The sequence below is a fragment of the Peribacillus sp. TH14 genome (assembly GCF_016651145.1).
In the GTDB taxonomy this organism is placed as follows: Bacteria; Bacillota; Bacilli; order Bacillales; family DSM-1321; genus Peribacillus; species Peribacillus butanolivorans.
Map to the genome: position 1 here is coordinate 3,494,559 of NZ_JAEKEK010000001.1, position 17,808 is coordinate 3,512,366.

The 17,808-nt window shown below is 40.9% G+C and carries 14 protein-coding genes; 11 read left to right on the forward strand and 3 right to left on the reverse strand.

The features are described 5' to 3' along the window. Positions 1 to 57: 57 nt before the first annotated feature. Positions 58 to 996 (forward strand): DHH family phosphoesterase, encoded by a 939-nt coding sequence (locus JFU50_RS16935; RefSeq protein ID WP_201186170.1) that lies wholly within the window; start codon positions 58 to 60, stop codon positions 994 to 996. Positions 997 to 1,150: 154 nt separating this feature from the next. On the opposite strand, the gene ytrI is transcribed toward JFU50_RS16935, so the two are convergent. Further along, complete coding sequence (gene ytrI / locus JFU50_RS16940) at positions 1,151 to 1,654, reverse strand: sporulation membrane protein YtrI (protein WP_201186169.1); 504 nt, start codon at positions 1,652 to 1,654, stop codon at positions 1,151 to 1,153. Then, entirely contained in the window at positions 1,651 to 1,986 is a 336-nt protein-coding gene (locus JFU50_RS16945) for a YtrH family sporulation protein (RefSeq protein ID WP_053347281.1), read from the reverse strand. The genes ytrI and JFU50_RS16945 overlap by 4 nt, the downstream gene beginning before the upstream one ends. Positions 1,987 to 2,167: 181 nt before the next feature. On the opposite strand from JFU50_RS16945, the gene dnaE reads away from it, so the two are divergent. From dnaE to aceA, 10 genes are all read left to right on the forward strand, one after another. After that, a complete protein-coding gene (dnaE, locus tag JFU50_RS16950) occupies positions 2,168 to 5,527 on the forward strand; it encodes a DNA polymerase III subunit alpha (RefSeq protein ID WP_446728141.1) in 3,360 nt (1,119 codons plus the stop codon). A gap of 112 nt (positions 5,528 to 5,639) precedes the next feature. Continuing rightward, complete coding sequence (locus tag JFU50_RS16955; RefSeq protein WP_201223409.1) at positions 5,640 to 6,881, forward strand: NAD(P)-dependent malic enzyme; 1,242 nt, start codon at positions 5,640 to 5,642, stop codon at positions 6,879 to 6,881. A gap of 5 nt (positions 6,882 to 6,886) precedes the next feature. Further along, positions 6,887 to 7,516: a FadR/GntR family transcriptional regulator gene (locus JFU50_RS16960; RefSeq protein ID WP_201186166.1), complete on the forward strand. Its 630-nt coding sequence runs from the start codon at positions 6,887 to 6,889 to the stop codon at positions 7,514 to 7,516. 90 nt (positions 7,517 to 7,606) lie between these two features. Then, on the forward strand, positions 7,607 to 8,470 hold the full coding sequence (gene accD, locus JFU50_RS16965; protein WP_201186165.1) for an acetyl-CoA carboxylase, carboxyltransferase subunit beta: 864 nt from the start codon (positions 7,607 to 7,609) through the stop codon (positions 8,468 to 8,470). Beyond that, positions 8,467 to 9,465, forward strand: coding sequence for an acetyl-CoA carboxylase carboxyl transferase subunit alpha (gene accA / locus JFU50_RS16970; protein WP_201186164.1), 999 nt, complete (start codon positions 8,467 to 8,469; stop codon positions 9,463 to 9,465). The genes accD and accA overlap by 4 nt, the downstream gene beginning before the upstream one ends. Positions 9,466 to 9,741: 276 nt before the next feature. Then, positions 9,742 to 10,701 (forward strand): 6-phosphofructokinase, encoded by a 960-nt coding sequence (gene pfkA / locus JFU50_RS16975; protein WP_057219326.1) that lies wholly within the window; start codon positions 9,742 to 9,744, stop codon positions 10,699 to 10,701. Positions 10,702 to 10,834: 133 nt separating this feature from the next. Next, positions 10,835 to 12,595 (forward strand): pyruvate kinase, encoded by a 1,761-nt coding sequence (gene pyk / locus JFU50_RS16980; protein ID WP_056529314.1) that lies wholly within the window; start codon positions 10,835 to 10,837, stop codon positions 12,593 to 12,595. 81 nt (positions 12,596 to 12,676) lie between these two features. Beyond that, positions 12,677 to 13,069, forward strand: coding sequence for an FxsA family protein (locus tag JFU50_RS16985; protein WP_201186163.1), 393 nt, complete (start codon positions 12,677 to 12,679; stop codon positions 13,067 to 13,069). 426 nt (positions 13,070 to 13,495) lie between these two features. Further along, a complete protein-coding gene (aceB, locus tag JFU50_RS16990; RefSeq protein WP_201186161.1) occupies positions 13,496 to 15,088 on the forward strand; it encodes a malate synthase A in 1,593 nt (530 codons plus the stop codon). 45 nt (positions 15,089 to 15,133) lie between these two features. Continuing rightward, complete coding sequence (gene aceA, locus JFU50_RS16995) at positions 15,134 to 16,417, forward strand: isocitrate lyase (protein WP_053347272.1); 1,284 nt, start codon at positions 15,134 to 15,136, stop codon at positions 16,415 to 16,417. Positions 16,418 to 16,506: 89 nt separating this feature from the next. On the opposite strand, the gene ytvI is transcribed toward aceA, so the two are convergent. Then, positions 16,507 to 17,634 (reverse strand): sporulation integral membrane protein YtvI, encoded by a 1,128-nt coding sequence (gene ytvI / locus JFU50_RS17000; protein WP_201186159.1) that lies wholly within the window; start codon positions 17,632 to 17,634, stop codon positions 16,507 to 16,509. Between the last annotated feature and the right edge of the window lie 174 nt (positions 17,635 to 17,808).

The following is a 17,808-nucleotide window of genomic DNA, read 5'->3' on the forward strand; positions in this document are numbered from 1 at the left end:
ATAAAATATATCATCTTTATATTAAGCACGATAATACATATATAGAAGGAGAATTATATGAAAGCTGAGATTTTAGCAGATATTAAGCGTTACGATACTATTATTATCCATCGTCATGTCCGTCCGGATCCGGATGCTTATGGTTCCCAAGGGGGACTGGCGGAAATTCTGAAAGCATCTTTCCCTGAAAAACAAATTTTCACGGTTGGGAAAGAAGAACCATCATTGAATTATTTAAGAAGGCTCGATGTGATTTCAGATGAAACGTATCAAGGTGCTTTGGTCATCGTGTGTGATACCGCAAATACAGACCGGATTTGTGATAGACGTTACACGACGGGAGATAAATTAATTAAGATTGATCATCATCCTAACGAAGATCCATATGGCGATATGCGTTGGGTCGATACATCTTCAAGTTCTACGAGTGAAATGATTTATGAATTTTATCTGTTCGGCAAAGACCAAGGCTTGAAGATGAGTGATGAAGCAGCCCGTCTTTTGTATGCAGGTATCGTTGGCGATACAGGGCGTTTCCTATTCCAAAGCACGACTGAAAAAACATTTGCTTTTGCTAGTGAGCTTATTCACTATTCATTTTCCCGTCCGCAGTTATATCAGGAGATGTATGACGTTAATGAAAGTATCGTCCGGTTAAATGGCTACGTGCTGCAGCATTTCGAAATCCTGCCATATGGCACAGGGAAAATGATCATCACGAAAGATATCCTTGAAAAATTTCATGCGTCGACTTCTGAAGCATCTCAGCTTGTCTCCTCACTTGGTTCAATTAAAAACGTGAAATCATGGGTCTTTTTCATTGAGGAGGAAAATGAAATTCGGGTTCGTTTCCGCTCTAAAGGGCCAATCATCAATACGATTGCCCGGAAATATAACGGCGGAGGCCATCCGCTTGCAGCAGGGGCTTCCATCTATTCTTGGGATGAAGTGGACAATATCCTTGCTGATTTAGAAGAGTTGAATAAAGCAGAATAAAAAACAGTAAATAGTTTTGTAGTGCAAAGCAATAATTGAATAATATTTTAAGACCAAATCACATATGGATTTGGTCTTTTATTTTGGTGGATATTTAATATTGGATTCATCATTCACCTACCAAACAGACGTACAGAATTATTTCGTCTTCCTATTAAGAAGTAGTCCTCTTTAGTTTGATTTCAATATTCATTTTCGTATAAAACATGATTTCCACGACTTCAAGCTTATAACGCTTTTTATTGATGTCCACGATTTTATTTTCAATTGATTTTTTTAGTAGCATTTTTCCGTTATATACGCTTACGATATCCTTGGCGAGAAGGGAGGAAAGGTCGTCCTCTATCACATCCTCTGCTTCAGCGATACTCAGCCGATCGAGACTGTATTTTCCATTCGTAATCGTTACTTCCACTTCTTGAATCGTTAAAATCTCTTCGTTTTGCTGGTTTAATTTTTTATATTCCTGCTCCCAAATCGCAATTTCTTCGTTCAGATCCTTGATCTCTTCTCTTTGGTCGTGAATGATTCTAATCTGTGTTTCTTGCTGGACCCCATACATATAAAAGAAAATCACCCAGCTGATCAATCCGCCAAGTGCAGCCCCGGCAAAAAAACGCTGCCAGGTGGGGGACCGGTGAAATGGAGGAATCCTCATGAGGATATATGCTCCTGAGTGAACCAGTTGATGATCAGCGCTCCTGTCTGTGCTCCGCCAAGAGCAGAAATAATTAGTAGAACCTGTTTGACAATATCTTTCGTTTCCCCGTGGAAAATACCGCGTTCGAAATTATAGACCATATCAAAAGTACCTCCGATGGCAGCAACAATCGCCCAAATACGCAGGCTGTCTGATAATCGAAACACAGTCGTCATCGGGGCTTGTCCCGTGAAAAAAGCAGCTAGCCCTCCGATAATCGACCCGCCAAGCAAAACTCCAAGCGATATGAAAAAACTGTTGATAAATGCCGGAACAAAGGCTTCATTCATGTATCATCATCCTTTTGGCTTTATATTCTTCTACTCTATTTATATGGGAAGTACAGAGGTAATATGATAGTGGGGCAAAATCATGGGATAAAAAGATACTGGCAATGAGAACATATTTTCTTTTTTTGAAATAAACACTATAATGAAAAGAAACATGCCTTACAAAGGTGGGAGAAAAAACGTGTATACTCATCTCCATATTCAGAGCGGATACAGCCTGCTGACAAGTACGGTGAAAATCAGTGAACTAGTGGCCAAAGCGAAAGCGGATAGCTGTACAAGTCTTGCTTTAACCGATCGAAATGTTATGTACGGTTCAGTCTATTTTTATAAAGAATGTAAGAGACAGGGGATAAAGCCGATTATCGGTATTCTTGCAGATGTTCTTGATGAACAGGAAGCAGCACATCGCCTTCTTTTATTAGCAAAAAATCTTCAAGGATATCAAAATCTGCTTAAAATAAGCAGTGCCATAAAAACAAAATCTCCGTCAGGACTTCCAATGAACTGGCTTAAAGCCTATTCACGGGGATTGATAGCCATCTCTCCAGGAGCGGAGGGGCAAGTAGAAGCGCTTCTGAGGGAAGAAAAGCCGGAAGAGGCTCAAAAGGCAGCTGAACAATATCTGCAGATTTTTGGACATGATAACTTTTATTTTTCCCTTCAAAGACTTTCAATTGCAGAAGAAGAGAAACAAAACGAAGCCATCAGTCTGTTGGCGAAAGAATTAGAGATAAAGATTGTAGCGACGAATCCAGTCTATTATTTGAATGAAAGTGATGCCCTCGCTCAAGAAGTGCTGCTGGCCATCGGAAATGGTGACAAGCTGACAGATGAGACACGGACGGTGCTTGCATCCAATCAGTATTATTTAAAAAGTCGAGCTGAGATGGCAGAATTATTCCATGACAGGCCGGATGCACTCGAAAATACGCTCCATATTGCCACGCAATGCAATCTCGATATTCCGTTTCATCGTTCCCTGCTGCCTAAGTACCCTACTGAAGCTGGAGTTACGGCTGAAGAAATGCTTGAAGCTGTCTGTTTCCAAGGATTAAAGAAAAGACTGTCTGAGCCATCCGCCGATTACGAAGAGCGCCTTCGGTATGAACTGGATATTATTAATAGGATGAAATTCAGCGATTACTTTTTAATCGTATGGGACTTCATGAAATTCGCCAAGGACAATCAGATTTTGACCGGCCCTGGAAGGGGATCTGCCGCAGGTTCGATGGTTGCTTACGTATTATCAATAACGGATGTCGATCCGATTGAACATTCCCTGCTGTTCGAGCGTTTTCTGAATCCGGAGCGAGTGTCGATGCCGGATATCGATATTGATTTTCCTGATAACCGCCGTGAAGAAGTGATTGCCTATGTCGCGAAAAAATATGGGGAATTTCATGTAGCACAAATCATTACATTCGGAACATTAGCTGCCAAAGCTGCGCTGCGTGACACTGGACGTGTGTTCGGCTTGAATCCGAAGGAACAGGAAGCTGTATCGAAAATGATTCCGAGTCGGCTTGGCATCACGCTTCCTGAAGCTTTCAAAGAATCCAAGCGTCTTCAGGAATTCGTTAATGAAAGTGACCTAAATCAGAAGCTATTTCAAACAGCATTACTGCTTGAAGGGCTGCCACGTCATACTTCGACCCATGCTGCCGGCGTTGTCATCAGTGACCAGGCTTTGACCGAGCATATCCCGATTCAAGGAGGGCATGAGGGCATCCATCTGACTCAATATCCGATGGACATCCTCGAGGAACTAGGTCTTCTTAAAATGGATTTTCTAGGACTTCGCAATTTAACGCTCATTGATAATATTTTAAAAAACATCAAAAAAGGAACTGGGAAAAAGCTGGATTTGGCCAACATACCGATGGATGATTCTGAGACGTTATCTCTGTTAGGCCGAGGCGAAACAACGGGTGTATTTCAATTTGAATCTGATGGAATCCGGAAGGTTTTAATCAAGCTGAAACCGAACCGTTTTGAGGATATTGTCGCGGTCAATGCTTTGTACCGTCCAGGTCCAATGGAAAACATTCCGCTGTTTATCGAGCGGAAACATGGATTAACGCCAATTGACTACCTGCACCCAGATTTACAGGATATCCTTGAACCTACATACGGAGTCATCGTTTATCAAGAACAAATTATGCAAATTGCATCTCGCCTTGCCGGATTCTCACTTGGGGAAGCTGACCTATTACGCCGGGCTGTCTCGAAGAAGAAGAAGGAAGTTCTAGACCAGGAGCGGCAGCATTTTGTAAGTGGCGCTTTGAACCAAGGATATTCTGAGAAAACGGCTGAAGAAATTTATACGTTAATTGTTCGCTTTGCTAACTATGGATTCAACCGGAGTCATGCAGTGGCTTATAGTGTCATAGCCTATCAACTAGGTTACTTAAAAACCTATTATCCAGAATATTTTATGGCAGCCCTTATGACATCGGTCGTCGGGAATGATGAAAAGATTTCACAATATGCACGTGAGGCCAAAAAGAAAGGGATTAAGGTTCTGCCTCCTTCTATTAATCAAAGCGGATTCCCGTTTTTACCAGAAAAGGAAGGAATCCGTTTTAGCCTTGGGGCCATCAAAGGAATAGGCGGTACAATTTTAAAAGAAATATTTGCGGCCAGGCGCCAAAAGAAATTCGCTGATTTATTCGATTTCTGTTTGCGAGTTTCCGGGAAAATTGTCAATCGAAAAGTGTTGGAGGCGCTTGTCCATTCAGGTTCATTTGATGAATTTGGTGAAGACCGTGCTACATTATTAGCGAGTTTGGACGTAGCAATCAGCCATACCGAATTGGTTAATCCAGATGATGATTTATTTGATATGTTTTCGGATGGAGAGTTTTCACTCAAACCCAAATATAACCATGTCGATCCTATTCCCGTTGAAGACAAACTTTCCTTGGAAAAAAGTGTCCTGGGACTTTATCTTTCAAATCATCCAGTGACAAGCTACAGAGATCTTTTTCAGTATTTCGGTTGCTTAACCATTGACGAAGCAATTAATAAAAAAGAGTCAAAAGTCCTACTCGGAGTATATATAACGGCGGTTAAAACCATTAGAACAAAAAAAGGCGATGTTATGGCCTTTTTAACCGTTAGTGATGAAGAAGGGGACATTGAAGCAGTCGTATTCCCAAATGTGTATAAAAATCATTCTGCGGTCTTGAATCACGGGCAGCTTGTTATGCTTAAAGGGACATTGGAAGAGCGGGATGGGAAAACCCAACTCATTATCCAGCATGTATACCCGCTTGAACAAGTGAAAAAGATGAAACAGGGGATAAATGGAACACTATTCTTGAAAATTGAAGCTGAAAAGCAAACAAAGGATACTCTTCAAAAAATAAAAAAAATTTTAATGCAACATAGTGGTGAAACGAAGGTCATGCTTTTTTATCAGCGGGAAAATCGCTATGTACAGCTATCTTATTGGGATTGGGTCAATCCTACAGACAGTCTAATTCAGGCATTAATTGACATGGTCGGAAAAGGGAATGTAGTCTTTAAGAGAGAATAACTGTTTTACAACTTTAATAGTTATGTTATATTGAAAATAGGCCGCTGTGGTCTGACCACTAGATTTCAGCATATATATTTCGGTTTGACCAATTCGTTCAAGGAGTGAAATTATGACGTTAAGAGAAGAAGCATTACATATGCATCGCTTGAATCAAGGAAAGTTAGAAACAGTTTCAAAGGTACCTGTTAGGAATGCCGAAGATTTAAGCTTGGCTTATTCTCCTGGTGTCGCGGAACCGTGTAAAGAAATTTACGAGAAGCCTGAGACTGTTTATGACTATACGATGAAAGGGAATACTGTGGCTGTCATTTCTGATGGAACAGCTGTGTTGGGACTAGGAAACATTGGACCAGAAGCTGCTTTGCCAGTTATGGAAGGTAAAGCCGTTTTATTTAAGAGTTTTGCAGGAGTCGACGCTTTTCCAGTTTGTTTAAAAACGACAGAAGTGGATAAAATTGTAGAGACTGTTAAATTACTTGAGCCTACATTCGGCGGAGTGAACTTAGAGGACATTGCTGCACCGAATTGTTTTGAAATTGAAGAACGGCTTAAGAAAGAAATGAATATCCCTGTTTTTCATGATGATCAGCACGGGACAGCAATTGTAACTGTTGCCGGTCTTGTAAATGCTTTACGCCTTGTAAATAAATCAATATCAGAAATTAAAGTGGTAGCAAATGGAGCCGGTGCTGCTGGCATTGCAATCATTAAATTGCTTTATAGCTATGGAGTACGTGACATTATTATGTGTGACACGAAAGGTGCCATTTTTGAGGGCCGTCCGACAGGCATGAATGAGATAAAAGCACAAGTGGCCAAAGTAACCAATAGAAATAGGGTTGAAGGACCTCTAGAAGTAGTTATTAAAGATGCGGATGTCTTTATCGGTGTTTCTGCAGCTGGAGCGTTAACTAAAGAAATGGTTTCCACCATGAACCGGGATGCAATCATTTTCGCTATGGCTAATCCTGATCCGGAAATCATGCCGGAGGAAGCGAAAGCAGCTGGTGCGAAGGTAGTTGGGACAGGACGCTCCGATTTTCCAAACCAGGTCAATAACGTTCTTGCCTTCCCTGGAATCTTCCGTGGGGCTTTAGATGTACGTGCGACCCATATCAATGAAAAAATGAAGGTAGCTGCTGTTCAGGCAATTGCCGGTTTAATACAAGAACATGAGATTCACGAAGACTACGTTATTCCTGCTCCTTTTGATGAAAGAGTAGCACCTGCCGTTGCGGCGGCTGTGGCCAAGGCAGCGATGGAAACAGGAGTGGCGAGAATTAAAGTGGATCCAGAAGAAATTAAAGAAAAAACAAGAAAATTAGCGATCATTGGAAAAAGTGAGGAATAATTATTTTGGCGGATCGTACTTCTTCATCCAAAATTTATCTCGATGTTGTTGAGAGCCTACGTAGCATGATTGAAGTGGACAGCCTTTTACCAGGAGATAAAATTCCTTCTGAACGGGAGTTATCGGATCGACTGAATGTGGGACGTTCCTCTGTCCGTGAAGCATTGCGTGCCTTAGAGCTATTAGGATTGATAGAAACAAGACGTGGTGAAGGGACGTTTATCAGGGATTTCCAGGAGCATAAGTTAGTAGAGCTTCTGGGAACCTTTTTTTTGCAAGACAAAAAGGTACAAGAAGATTTAGCTGAGACGAAAAGATTGATTGAAATTGACTGTTTACGGATTGTAGCCTTTTTCGCTACAGCTGAAGACATCAAACAATTAATCCTCTGGGTCAAAGCTGACGAGTTTCTTGATGATGATTTCTTCTTAAGGATTGCCATATTAAATCGCAATCGATTGCTTGAAAGAATTTGGCGCATTGTCAACAGTTATGCTAGAACATCAGAGTTGGTACTGGGTAATACAAAAAAGGAAGATTATCTTGCATTACTTACATATTTGCTCGAACGAGATGAAGAAAAAGCCATTGAAACGTATCTAATTAGAATTAGAAATATGTCGAAGGACGAGTGACACCTTTTTACACGATACTAATTTTATTTTTGATATAGTTTGGGCCAAGTATCATAATATAGATAATTGGTGGTAAAGGGAGGATTAAGCTTGCTTAAAGAGCTATTTGCGAAGTCTAAGAAGAAATATGCAACGGTTCCTTTAGATCGTGAGAAACAAGATGTACCAGAAGGAATTATGACTAAATGCCCCGGCTGTAAAAAAATCATGTATACAAAAGAATTAGTGAAAAACCAGAAAGTCTGTCTGCATTGCGGATTCCATCATTCAATGTCCTCTCATGAGCGGATTGAATATTTATTTGATGCCGGTAGTTTTAATGAATTTGATAAAGAAATGATTTCAGTTAACCCACTTCAGTTCCCGGATTATCTGGAGAAGCTGGAAAAGGATAAAAAGAAAGCCAAGATTAATGAGGCAGTGGTCACAGGGGTAGGAAACATTAATGGCTACCAAGTTTCCACGGCTATCATGGATTCCAATTTTAGGATGGGAAGCATGGGCTCAGTCGTTGGGGAAAAAATCACCCGGGCGATTGAACGGGCTGGAGAATTGAAGATTCCGTTTATCATATTTACAGCATCAGGCGGCGCGCGGATGCAGGAAGGTGTTCTTAGCTTGATGCAGATGGCTAAGACCAGTGCTGCTCTAAAGATGTTCAGTAATGAAGGCGGTCTGATTATTTCGATGATGACACATCCTACTACAGGCGGAGTTTCAGCAAGTTTTGCGTCCCTTGGGGATATTAACCTTGCTGAACCTGGAGCCCTAATTGGCTTTGCGGGACGTCGAATCATTGAACAGACGATACACGAAGATCTTCCAGAAGATTTCCAAACGTCTGAATTTTTGATGAAGCACGGGCAATTAGATGCGGTAGTTAAACGTACGGAATTAAAAGAAACCTTGACAACAATCCTTAAAATCCATGCCCCGGGTGGTGAATGGTTATGATTTACGAATTAGAATTTGAACGTCCTGTTACAGAGCTTCGAAGTAAGATTAAAGAGCTGAAGGAAATAACGAAGGATGCGGATGTAGACCTGACGGTTGAAATCGAAACTTTGGAAAAACGTCTCGAGAAGTTAGAAGTCGATATTTATAATCATTTAAAACCATGGGATCGTGTACAGATTGCTCGACATCCGGCTCGTCCAACAACTCTTGATTACATTCCGCTTTTATTTAATGACTTCATCGAGTTTCATGGTGATCGTTATTATGGAGATGATGAGGCAATTGTAGCTGGTATCGCCGAATTTGAAGGACGAGCTGTGACCGTCATCGGTCATCAGCGTGGGAAGGATACGAAGGAAAATATCCGTCGTAACTTTGGTATGCCCCATCCAGAAGGCTATCGAAAAGCTTTGCGTCTAATGAAACAGGCTGAAAAATTTAATCGTCCGATTATTTGTTTCATAGATACGAAGGGGGCTTTCCCTGGTAAAGCGGCAGAAGAGCGCGGACAAAGTGAAGCCATCGCGAAAAACCTTTTTGAAATGGCAGGACTGAAGGTGCCAGTTATCAGTATTGTCATCGGTGAAGGGGGCAGTGGTGGTGCTTTGGCTCTAGGAGTTGGAGATCGAATTTTCATGTTAGAGAATTCAACGTACTCAGTAATCTCTCCTGAAGGGGCTGCTGCTTTGCTTTGGAAGGATGCTTCCCAGGCTAAACGGGCCGCGGAATCAATGCAAATCACGGCTCCTGACTTAAATCGCTTAGGGGTTATTGATGAGATTATTCCTGAAGTGAAAGGCGGCGCCCATCGAGATGCTAATGTACAGGCTGAAGCCATTAAGGATATTCTGAAACGTTCATTTAATGAGTTGCTTCCTTTGGATAGCGATGAACTGATCAATCAACGTTATATGAAATTTAAGAAAATTGGTGAATATGAATTTGAAAAACAACCAGAGGGGAAACCTAAGGAAGTTGAACAGCATTCATAAGCATTTAGCAACTGGAAAAAACGTGCTGCCAAGGGCAACACGTTTTTTTCAGCCTTACTAGGGAAGCATACATACATATATATATCTGTTTGAGTGAAGAATCCAAACTTTTACGCCATTTTACTTCAATTTCTGAAGAGAATCGGTTAGGCTTAGAACATCAAGTAAGCAAAAGTGAAAAAGTGATTGCTTATTGAAGGTAGAAAAAGGGTACAATGTAATAACGAAAGTTAATGTGAGCTTAATTTTGATTAGTGCTGTAGAGAGGTGACAATAATGAAAAGAATAGGTGTATTAACCAGTGGAGGAGATTCTCCAGGTATGAACCCGGCAGTCCGAGCTGTTGTCCGGAAAGCGATTTTTCATGAGATGGAGGTCTTCGGAATTTATCATGGCTATCAAGGTCTGATAAATGGAGATATAAGGCAACTTGAACTTGGATCAGTCGGTGATATCATTCATCGCGGCGGTACAATGCTACATACGGCTCGCTGTCCGGAATTTAAGACTGAGGAAGGTCAGCTAAAAGCTATTGAACAATTGAATAAGTTTGGTATTGAGGGCATTGTTATTATAGGTGGAGATGGTTCCTACCGGGGAGCTAAGGCATTAACTGAAAGAGGCTTTCCATGTATCGGGGTTCCTGGAACGATTGATAATGATATTCCAGGTACAGATTTTACAATTGGTTTTGATACGGCTCTAAACACGGTAATCGATGCTATCGATAAAATTCGGGATACAGCAACTTCTCATGAAAGAACTTATGTGGTTGAAGTAATGGGAAGAAATGCGGGCGATATTGCTCTTTGGGCAGGTCTTGCTGGCGGAGCAGAAACGATTCTATGTCCTGAATATAAATACGATATGGAAGAGTTGATTGGTAAGTTGAACCGCGGACATGACCGGGGGAAAAAGCATAGTATCATTATTGTCGCTGAAGGTGTTGGAAGCGCCGTTGATATTTCCAGACAAATTGAAGCAAAAGCAGGTTTTGAAACGCGTGTTACAGTGCTTGGCCATGTTCAGCGCGGCGGATCTCCCTCAGCAATTGATCGAGTGTTGGCAAGCCGACTCGGAGCACGTGCTGTAGAATTGCTTCTTGAAGGCAAAGGCGGCAAGGCTGTCGGGATAGAACAAAATATACTAGTTGATTATGATATCATCGAAGCACTTGCGAAACAGCATACAATTGACAAGAAAATGTACGATCTATCCGCAGAGTTATCAATTTAATTGGTACTGGTTAATGAAAAAAATCAGTGCTGAGATAGTATTCAAATATTAGAAAAAATAAGCTTATAACTACTACGCCCTGTCTGCCAAAAGGTGGACAGTCGGCGAGTTTTTCTTAGAGGAGGTTGACACCATGCGAAAAACCAAGATTGTTTGTACAATTGGTCCCGCAAGTGAAAGTATAGAAAAGCTGGTTCAATTAATAGAAGCAGGAATGAATGTAGCTCGGCTGAATTTTTCTCATGGCAATCATGAGGAGCATGCCGCTAGAATCCGCAATATTAGGGAAGCGGGAGAGAAAGCAGGGAAACAGGTTGCTATCCTTTTAGATACAAAAGGTCCGGAAATAAGGACGAATAATATGGAGAACGATGCTATAGAGTTGACTGCTGGTGATGAAGTCAGTATTTCTATGAATGAAGTCCTTGGAACGCCTGAAAAATTTTCTATTACGTATGAGGGACTTCTCTATGATGTCCATCCGGGATCCAGAATTTTGTTAGATGATGGTTTAATTGGTCTTGAAGTGTTAAAGGTGGATGAAGTCAAAAAAGAAATCCATACGAAAATTTTAAACAGTGGAACACTTAAAAATAAAAAAGGTGTAAATGTGCCAGGTGTTTCAGTTAACCTACCAGGCATCACGGAAAAAGACGAACAGGACATCCTATTTGGAATTGAACAGGGAATTGACTTTGTTGCTGCCTCTTTTGTTCGTAGGGCATCTGACGTCCTAGAAGTGCGTGAACTTCTGCAACAGAATGGAGCGGAACATATTCAAATCATCCCTAAAATTGAAAATCAAGAAGGCGTCGACCGTCTTGATGAAATCCTGGAAGTGTCAGATGGTTTGATGGTAGCTCGTGGAGACCTAGGAGTGGAAATTCCTGCAGAAGAAGTGCCACTAGTCCAAAAACAAATGATCAAAAAATGTAACAATGCCGGGAAACCAGTTATTACAGCTACGCAAATGCTCGATTCGATGCAGCGTAACCCACGGCCAACCCGTGCAGAAGCAAGTGACGTGGCCAATGCCATTTTTGATGGAACGGATGCCATCATGCTTTCCGGTGAAACAGCAGCTGGGACGTACCCTGTTGAGGCCGTTCAAACGATGCATAACATTGCTTCTCGTGCAGAAACAGCCCTTGATTATCGGGAAATATTATCAGTAAGAAGCAAAGTGAATCGTCATAATGTCACTGATGCTATTGGCCAGTCTGTTGCCCATACGGCGCTTAATCTAAATGTCGGCGCAATCATTACGCCTACCGAGAGCGGTCATACGGCACGGATGATTTCTAAATATCGTCCTAAGGCACCGATTATCGCTGTTACATCTAATGATCATGTTTCAAGAAGACTTGCATTGGCCTGGGGAGTTTACCCGCAGATTGGACCAAAAGCGACGACCACGGATGAAATGCTCCAAACGGCAATCGATGAAAGCCTGCATTCCGGATTAGTATCCCATGGAGACTTAGTTGTCATTACAGCTGGTGTGCCCGTAGGTGAAACAGGAACGACTAACTTGATGAAAATTCATGTATTAGGAGAGGTTCTTTTGAAGGCTCAAGGAATCGGCAGGAAATCTGCGAAAGGTGAAGTGGTTATAGCTAGGAATTCCAAGGAAGCTTTGGAAAAAGTAACTGAAGGATCTGTATTAGTTACAATTGGTTCTGATCGGGATATGATGCCGGCAATTCAAAAGTGTGCTGCATTGATTACTGAAGAAGGCGGTTTGACAAGTCACGCAGCTGTTGTGGGAGTCACTTTGGGCATTCCGGTTATCGTTGGAGCAGAAGATGCGACCAAAATCTTTAAGGATAAACAAAGAATTACGGTCGATGCTAGTCGCGGAATCATTTATGATGGACATGCTAACGTTTTATAGAACGAAATTTTGGATGATTTCGGTCCAATGAGGTAAGATGAGTGTACCGCACCATACGTGGGCTGTGCAGGAGGAATGTAGATGAAATATTTTTTATTGTTTATCATTGCGATGCCGGTCATTGAGATTATTGTCTTATTGTTGTCAGGCAATGTGATTGGTTTTTGGCCAACACTGTTCCTGATTGTATCTACCGGTTTAATCGGTGCCTATTTGGCCAAGCGGCAAGGAATGGAAACATGGAAAAAGGCGCAGGAACAGATTCGATACGGAATGATGCCAGGAAATGAAATCATTGATGGAATCTGTATCTTTCTTGGAGCTGCATTGTTGCTGTCACCGGGACTTATCTCGGATATCATAGGATTAATCCTAGTATTTCCGCCAACCAGGAATCTCCTCAAACCGATCGTTATCCGGTTTATTATGAACAGGATGAATAAAGGAAAAGTAACGATTATTCGCCATAAATAGTAAGAGGCTGTCTAAAAGCTAAACTTTTTAGACAGCCTCTTTTGGTTAGAGAAATGAATTAACATTAGCATCCCCGGTATTTCTAAGGATGCTTTTTTGCGTTTTTACTGAAAAGGCTCTTGCATTGTTTAAGTTTTAAATTATTGAGGCCAAACATGAGAGAAATTTTTGGGGTGAGATTTTGCCTGTTTCACTGATCAAGAATTGATTTTTGGAAGTAAAACTAGTACAAAATATCAGAATATTTTAATTATTTTTTAAGAGAAATGTTGTTATACCAGGCTTTTCCAAGTTAAATATTCTCTTTTTTAATTTTTTTTAGAAAAAACTGGTGACAAATTTACACAGTGTGTTATATAATACAATCAAGAAAAGAAACAACTGTATTATAACATAAAAGAGCTTGAAAGGATGTGGAGAAGCAACATGATTACTGAAGCAAAAGGCTTACAAATTACAGGTACTATTAAGCCTGGATATGAACAAATACTTACAACGGAAGCTCTTCAATTTATCGAAAGAATTGAACGGCATTTCGGTGAAAGAAGAAAAGAACTTTTAGAACAACGTAAAATCGTTCAAGAGGACCTAAATCAAGGCAAGCTACCTAATTTTCTTGAAGAAACGAAGCATATTCGTGAAAGTGATTGGACAATTGCGCCCCTCCCGAATGACTTGCAAGACCGCAGGGTTGAAATCACTGGACCGGTTGACCGTAAGATGATCATTAATGCTATGAACTCAGGTGCCAATGTTTTTATGGCTGACTTTGAAGATGCCAATTCACCCACTTGGGAAAATTGTATAGATGGTCAACTGAATCTACGCGATGCAATTCGCGGTACCATTTCATTTGAAAATCCAAATGGAAAAGTATACGCATTAAATGAAAAAACAGCTGTTTTAAAAGTAAGGCCTCGCGGCTGGCACTTAGAAGAAAAGCATGTTCTTTTAAATGGACAGCCAATATCAGCTAGCTTTTTCGACTTTGGACTATACTTTTATCACAACGCAAAAGCATTAATCGAAAAAGAAAGCGGTCCATACTTCTACTTACCGAAGATGGAAAGCCATATCGAAGCAAGATTATGGAATGATGTCTTTGTTTATGCACAAAACGATTTAAGAGTCCCGCAAGGAACTATAAAAGCAACTGTCTTGATTGAAACGATTCTTGCAGCATTCGAAATGGACGAAATTCTGTACGAGTTGAAAGATCATTCCGCAGGCCTGAACTGTGGCCGCTGGGATTATATCTTCAGCTTCCTGAAAAAATTCCGTCACTCGGATGATGTTATCTTCCCTGATAGGTTACAGGTTACGATGACTGTCCCGAACATGAGAGCGTATTCCTTATTAGCAATCAAAACATGCCACACTCGTAATGCTCCGGCAATAGGCGGGATGGCAGCACAAATTCCAGTCAAAAATGACCCGGTCAAAAATGACGAGGCGTTTGCTAAGGTACGCGCTGATAAAGAGCGCGAAGCGAGAGACGGTCATGATGGGACATGGGTAGCCCACCCAGGCATGGTAAGTACAGCAAAAGAGGTGTTTGACCTCCTTGTTCCAAAACCGAATCAAATCTATCGGAAACGTGAAGATGTTCAAGTATCAGCAGAAGAATTGCTAGAAGTACCAGAAGGAACGATAACGGAAGCTGGATTACGGACGAACATTAACGTAGGCATCCAGTATATTGCATCTTGGCTAAGTGGAAGAGGCGCTGCTCCTATTCATAACCTAATGGAAGATGCAGCAACAGCTGAAATCTCACGTGCTCAAGTTTGGCAGTGGATCCGTCATCCAAAAGGTATTTTAGAAGATGGTAGAAAAATCACCGAAGAATTATTCCATCAGATTAAAGAAGAAGAATTAGCAGTCATTAAATCAGAGGTAGGAGAAGAAGCTTTCAAATCAGGGAAATTTGAAGAGTCTACTAAACTATTTGAAGAACTGATTGCAGCAGATGACTTTGCGGATTTCTTAACAAATCCGGCATATGAACAATTATCTTAATATTTAGTTAATTAATATTTTAATATAAATTAGGAGGAAATTATAATGACTAATGAAAGAGCGCAACAACTACAACAAAGCTGGGAAAATGACGCACGCTGGACTGGAATTAAACGGCCTTATTCTGCTGAAGAAGTTATCAAATTAAGAGGTTCTATCGATATCGAGCAAACATTAGCTCGCCGAGGTTCTGAAAAACTATGGAACCTTTTAAATACAGAGGATTTCATTAACGCACTAGGAGCATTAACTGGTAACCAAGCAATGCAACAAGTAAAAGCTGGTTTAAAAGCAATCTACTTAAGTGGCTGGCAGGTAGCTGCTGATGCTAATATCGCTGGACAAATGTACCCTGACCAAAGCTTATACCCAGCTAACTCTGTACCACAGGTTGTTAAACGCATTAATCAAACACTGCAACGTGCTGACCAAATTAGCTTTGCTGAAGGAAAAGATGATATTGATTGGTTTGCTCCAATCGTAGCAGATGCTGAAGCAGGCTTCGGGGGTGCTCTTAACGTATTCGAACTAATGAAAGGTATGATTGAAGCTGGAGCTGCTGGCGTTCACTTTGAAGACCAACTATCTTCCGAGAAAAAATGTGGTCATTTAGGCGGTAAAGTTCTTCTTCCAACGCAAACGGCAGTACGTAACTTAGTATCAGCCCGTTTAGCAGCAGACGTAATGGGAACACCAACTATCTTAATTGCTCGTACTGATGCAGATGCTGCAGACTTGATCACGGATGATATCGATCCGGTTGATGCACCTTTCATCACAGGTGAACGGACTCCAGAAGGATTCTACCGTACAAACGCAGGTCTTGACCAAGCGATTGCACGTGGTCTAGCATATGCACCATATGCTGATCTTATCTGGTGCGAGACTTCTGAACCAAACCTAGCAGATGCTCGCCGATTTGCTGAAGCGATTCATGCAGAGTTCCCTGGTAAACTACTTGCTTACAACTGTTCACCATCATTTAACTGGAAAGCAAAATTAAGTGATGAAGAAATTGCTAGCTACCAGGTTGAATTGGGTAAATTGGGTTATAAATTCCAGTTCGTAACGCTTGCAGGTTTCCACTCATTGAATCACAGCATGTTCAACCTTGCTCTTGGTTATAAAGACCGTGGAATGGCTGCATACTCAGAACTTCAACAAGCAGAATTCGCTAGTGAAATTGACGGCTATACTGCAACTCGTCACCAACGTGAAGTTGGAACTGGTTACTTTGATGAAGTAGCACAAGTAGTTTCTGGTGGAACATCATCTACAACAGCACTTGCTGGCTCTACTGAAGCAGAACAATTTGAGACTTCAAAATAATAGATAGACTATAAAAAAATCCGCCTCAAACTCGAGGCGGACTTTTTATAGGAACGAGAGATTTCTGATTAAAAGTTAACTCTAAAGCTTTAGGTGGTCTTATTTGTATCCGCTCCGATAATAAATGCCCATATGGCCTTAAAGACATGGGCGCGCTGAAGTGTATTAAATATGACAAGGACCACTGGCCCTGCAATCAGTCCCAGAAAACCGATTAATTTGAAACCGATGAATAAAGCAACGAGAGTAGCAAGTGGATCCAATCCGATACTAGAAGAAAGAACTTTGGGCTCAATTAATTGACGCTGGACAACTACGATAATGTAAAGCACAGACAAACCAATTGCAAGGCTAGTATTCCCTGTAATGAATTCAAAAATAATCCATGGAATAAATATGGTCCCGGTACCCAAATAGGGAATGATATCAACCAATCCGCAAATTAATGCAATGGTAATTGAATAGTTCACTCCTAAAATGAGTAAACCAATCAAGATCGTAACCGTTGTCAATGAAACAAGTGTGAATTGTGCCCGGATAAACCCGAATAAAGCTCGTTTTAAATCCCGGAATAAACGCTTGGCACCTGCAAAAATCTTATCAGGTAAAAACTTTCCCGTTATGCGGCCGAAGTGATCCCAATCTTTACTAATGAAGAAAGTGCCCAGTAGGGTAAAGAGGAGTGCTGTTGCTGTAGTTGGAAACCAGCCGATGATTGCGGGAATATTTTTTAAGAACGCTTGAATAAAACTACTGACACCGGTAGTGATGGATTCGCCAATATTCTGGATATTCTTGAGGACGGTGTCTTGCTGCTCGATATCTAAATTATTGAACATAGCGGTTGTTTGATTATATAAAGGGATGATAGTGGTCGCGATGTATGTTTCGATATAATCTACTATAGTTTCAATATGTTGAGGTATGACACCAGCAAGGTAATTGGTACCTGAAATAATTTCAGTAACCAGCAGGGTAATGAGTCCTGCAAATAAAAGAAAAATGAGTAAAAGGGAAACGAACACAGCCAATCCTCTTGGTAACCGGCCTTTCTTTTCAAAAAAAGTAACCAGAGGGTTCATCAAGAAAGCAATAATCATGGCAATAATGAATGGATATGTATATTTAGATAAATAGAACAAGGCAATTCCACCTAAAATTATGCCTCCGATGACCAGTAAAGAACGAATGAAACGATAAATATAAACAGGATTCAAGACATCCCCTCCTTCTAACATAAACTTTGTATTATAATTGTAACGACGTTGGAAAAGAAAGGAAAGATTCTTTCGTCTTTCTGCTTAATTTTTTTCCGTTTTAGTATCGTTTTATAAATCAATCTCCTATTGAGAAAGAGTGGAGGTTGTTATGTTAAAATAACAAAAAGAAAG